General features: G+C 70.7%; 2 protein-coding genes and 1 pseudogene. All 3 read left to right on the forward strand.

The annotated features are described in order from the left end of the window. A pseudogene (locus AS93_RS21175) lies at positions 1-138 on the forward strand (CDP-alcohol phosphatidyltransferase family protein); the annotation flags it as partial. A 26-nt stretch (positions 139-164) separates the two neighbouring features. Further along, positions 165-1,919 carry a bifunctional alpha/beta hydrolase/class I SAM-dependent methyltransferase gene (locus AS93_RS0117140; protein ID WP_027591730.1) on the forward strand — a complete coding sequence of 585 codons (1,755 nt, stop codon included), beginning with the start codon at positions 165-167 and terminating at the stop codon, positions 1,917-1,919. After that, positions 1,916-3,218, forward strand: a 1,303-nt coding sequence (locus tag AS93_RS19710) for a phosphatase PAP2/dual specificity phosphatase family protein (RefSeq protein WP_051587526.1), incomplete at its 3' end; no start/stop codon positions are given. The genes AS93_RS0117140 and AS93_RS19710, both read left to right, overlap by 4 nt.

Below are 3,218 nucleotides of genomic sequence, written 5' to 3' on the forward strand. Positions count from 1 at the left end.
CTGGGCGCCGGGGTCGCCGCCGGCCTGCTGCCGGCGGCCTGGATCAACGGCGTGCTGGCGCTGCTCGCCGCGCTGCTGGCGCTCACCCTAGTCAACCGGGTGCGCCAGGGGCTGGCGGAAGTGGCCGCCGGGAACTGAGTTTTCATCGAGACAGGGATTTCACGATGCGCGATTACCAGAAACGCACCTTTACCAGCCACGACGGCCTGGAACTCTTCTACCGCCACTGGCCGGCGACCGACAGCGGCCAGCCGCGCCGCGCCCTGGTGCTGTTCCACCGCGGCCACGAGCACTCCGGGCGCATGGCGCACCTGGCCGATGAACTGGACCTGCCGGGCTTCGACATCTTCGCCTGGGACGCCCGCGGCCTCGGCCAGTCGCCCGGCCCGCGCGGCGACAGCCCAAGCTTCGGCACCAGCGTGCGCGACGTGCAGACCTTCATCAGCCACCTGCGCGAGCGGCACGGCCTCGCCGAGGAGGACATGGTGTTGCTGGCGCAGAGCGTCGGCGCCGTGCTGGTGGCGACCTGGGCCCATGACTACGCGCCGAACATCCGCGCCCTGGTGCTGGCCTCGCCGGCCTTCAAGGTCAAGCTGTACGTGCCGTTCGCCCGCCCCGGCCTGAAACTGCTGCGCGCACTGCGCGGCAATTTCTTCGTCAACAGCTACGTCAAGGCGCGCTTCCTGACCCACGACCCGGCACGCATCGCCAGCTTCGAGGCCGACCCGCTGATCACCCGGCCGATCTCGGTGAACCTGCTGCTCGGCCTGTACGAGGCCGCCGAGCGGGTGGTGGCCGATGCCCAGGCGATCCAGATTCCCACCCAACTGCTGGTCTCCGGCGCCGACTTCGTGGTGCACCGCAAACCCCAGGAGCAGTTCTTCGAGCGCCTGGGCACCCTGCGCAAGGAACTGCACGTGCTGCCCGGCTTCTTCCACGACACCCTGGGCGAGCGCGACCGTGGGCCGGTACTGGAGCGAGTCAGGCGCTTCGTGCTCCAGCAGTTCGAGCAGCCGCCGGCGCGCCCGTCGCTGCTGGATGCCGACCGCATCGGCGCCAGCTGCGCGGAAGCCGAGGCGCTGGCCACGCCGCTGCCGGCGCGCTCGCTGCGCGGCCTGTATTGGCGCCTGACCCGTGCCGGCCTGAAGATCGGCGCCCACCTGTCCCGAGGCGTGAAGCTCGGCTTCGATACCGGTTTCGATTCCGGCAGCACGCTGGATTACGTGTACCGCAACACGCCCGGAGGAATGGGTCGCCTCGGCCGGCTGATCGACCGGACCTACCTGGACTCCATCGGCTGGCGCGGCATCCGCCAGCGCAAGCTGCACGTCGAGGAGCTGCTGCGCCTGGCCATGGCGCGGCTGCGCGAGGCGGGACGGCCGGTGCATATCCTCGACATCGCCGCCGGGCACGGCCGCTACATCCTCGAAGCGCTGCAGGGCGTCGAGCCGCTGCCCGAATCGATCCTGCTGCGCGACTACAGCGAGCTCAACGTGCGCGACGGCCAGGCACTGATCGAGGCCAAGGGGCTCGACCAGATCGCCCGTTTCATCGAAGGCGACGCCTTCGACCGCGCCGACCTGGCGGCCGTGGCGCCGCGGCCGAGCCTGGCGGTGGTCTCCGGCCTGTACGAGCTGTTCGGCGACAACCAGCAGGTCGGCAATTCCCTGGCCGGCCTGGCCGCCGCCGTGCCGCCGGGTGGCTATCTGGTGTACACCGGCCAGCCCTGGCACCCGCAACTGGAGCTGATCGCCCGCGCCCTGACCAGCCACCGCGACGGCCAGCCGTGGGTGATGCGCCGGCGCAGCCAGACGGAAATGGACCAACTGGTGGCCGCCGCTGGCTTCCGCAAGCTGGAGCAGCGCATCGACGAGTGGGGCATCTTCAGCGTGTCGGTGGCCCAGCGGGTGGACGGATGATCACTGCGTCACGCCCCTGGCGCCGCGCCCTGGGCTGGCTGGCGTTCCTCGCGCCGTTCTTCTTCGCCAGCTACGGCCTGGCCACCTGGGTGACCAGCCAGCGCGACGACGTCGGCAGTCTGGTGTTCGCCTGGGAGAGCCACCTGCCGTTCTGGGCCTGGAGCATCGTGCCCTACTGGTCGATCGACCTGCTGTACGGCCTGTCGCTGTTCCTCTGCCTGAGCCGCCTGGAACTGGATCGCCACGCTCTGCGCCTGCTCAGCGCGCAGCTGGTGGCGGTCGCCTGCTTCCTGCTCTGGCCGCTGCGCTTCACCTTCACACGCCCGGACATGGACGGCGTGTTCGGCCTGCTGTTCGAACTGCTGGGCGCCTTCGACAAGCCGTTCAACCAGGCGCCCTCGCTGCACATCGCCCTGCTGGTGATTCTCTGGGTCTGCTATGCCCGGCATGTGCCGGGGCTATGGTGCTGGCTGCTGCACGGCTGGTTCGCGCTGATCGGCATTTCCGTGCTCACCACCTGGCAGCACCATTTCATCGACCTGCCCAGCGGCGCCCTGCTCGGCTGGCTGTGCGTCTGGCTGTGGCCGCTGCACGGGCCGAGCCCGCTCAGCCGGGCGCGCCTGACCGCGTGCCGCGCACGCCGGCGCCTGGCGCTGCGCTATGCGTTGGGCAGCGCCGCCTGTGCCGTGCCCGCCTTCCTGTTCGGCGGCGCCTGGCTATGGCTGTGCTGGCCGGCGGTGTCGCTGCTGCTGGTGGCGCTGAACTACGCGCTGTTCGGCGCGCAGGGGTTTCAGAAGGGCGCCGACGGCCGTCTGAGCACGGCGGCCGGCTGGCTGCTGGCGCCCTATCTGCTCGGTGCCTGGCTGAATTCCCGCCTGTGGACATTTCGCCGGGCGGCGCCGGATGAGGTGTGCGACGGCGTCTGGCTGGGCCGGCTGCCCGGCGCGCGCGAGCTGGCGCGCAGCCCGTTCCGCTCCGTGGTGGACCTGTGCGCCGAGCTGCCGCTTGCTCCACAGGGTCGCCATTACCATGCGATCCCGGTGCTCGACCTGACCCCGCCGACCCTCGACGACTGCCTGGCCGCCGCCGAGGCCATCGAGCAGGCGCGCCGGCAGGGTCCGACCCTGGTGTGCTGCGCCCTGGGCTACTCGCGCAGCGCCACCGCGCTGGCCGCCTGGCTGCTGTTCAGTGGCCGCGCGGCCGACCTGGACGCCGCGCTGGCCCTGCTGCGCCACGCGCGGCCACGCATCGAGACAGGGATTTCACGATGCGCGATTACCAGAAACGCACCTTTACCAG

The sequence above is a fragment of the Pseudomonas sp. RL genome (assembly GCF_000647775.1).
Lineage (GTDB): Bacteria > Pseudomonadota > Gammaproteobacteria > Pseudomonadales > Pseudomonadaceae > Serpens > Serpens flexibilis.

What these genes read in the sequence shown, in the direction of transcription:
- AS93_RS0117140 (WP_027591730.1), top strand. Translation starts at nt 165, where the DNA reads ATGCGCGATTACCAGAAACGCACCTTTACCAGCCACGACGGCCTGGAA.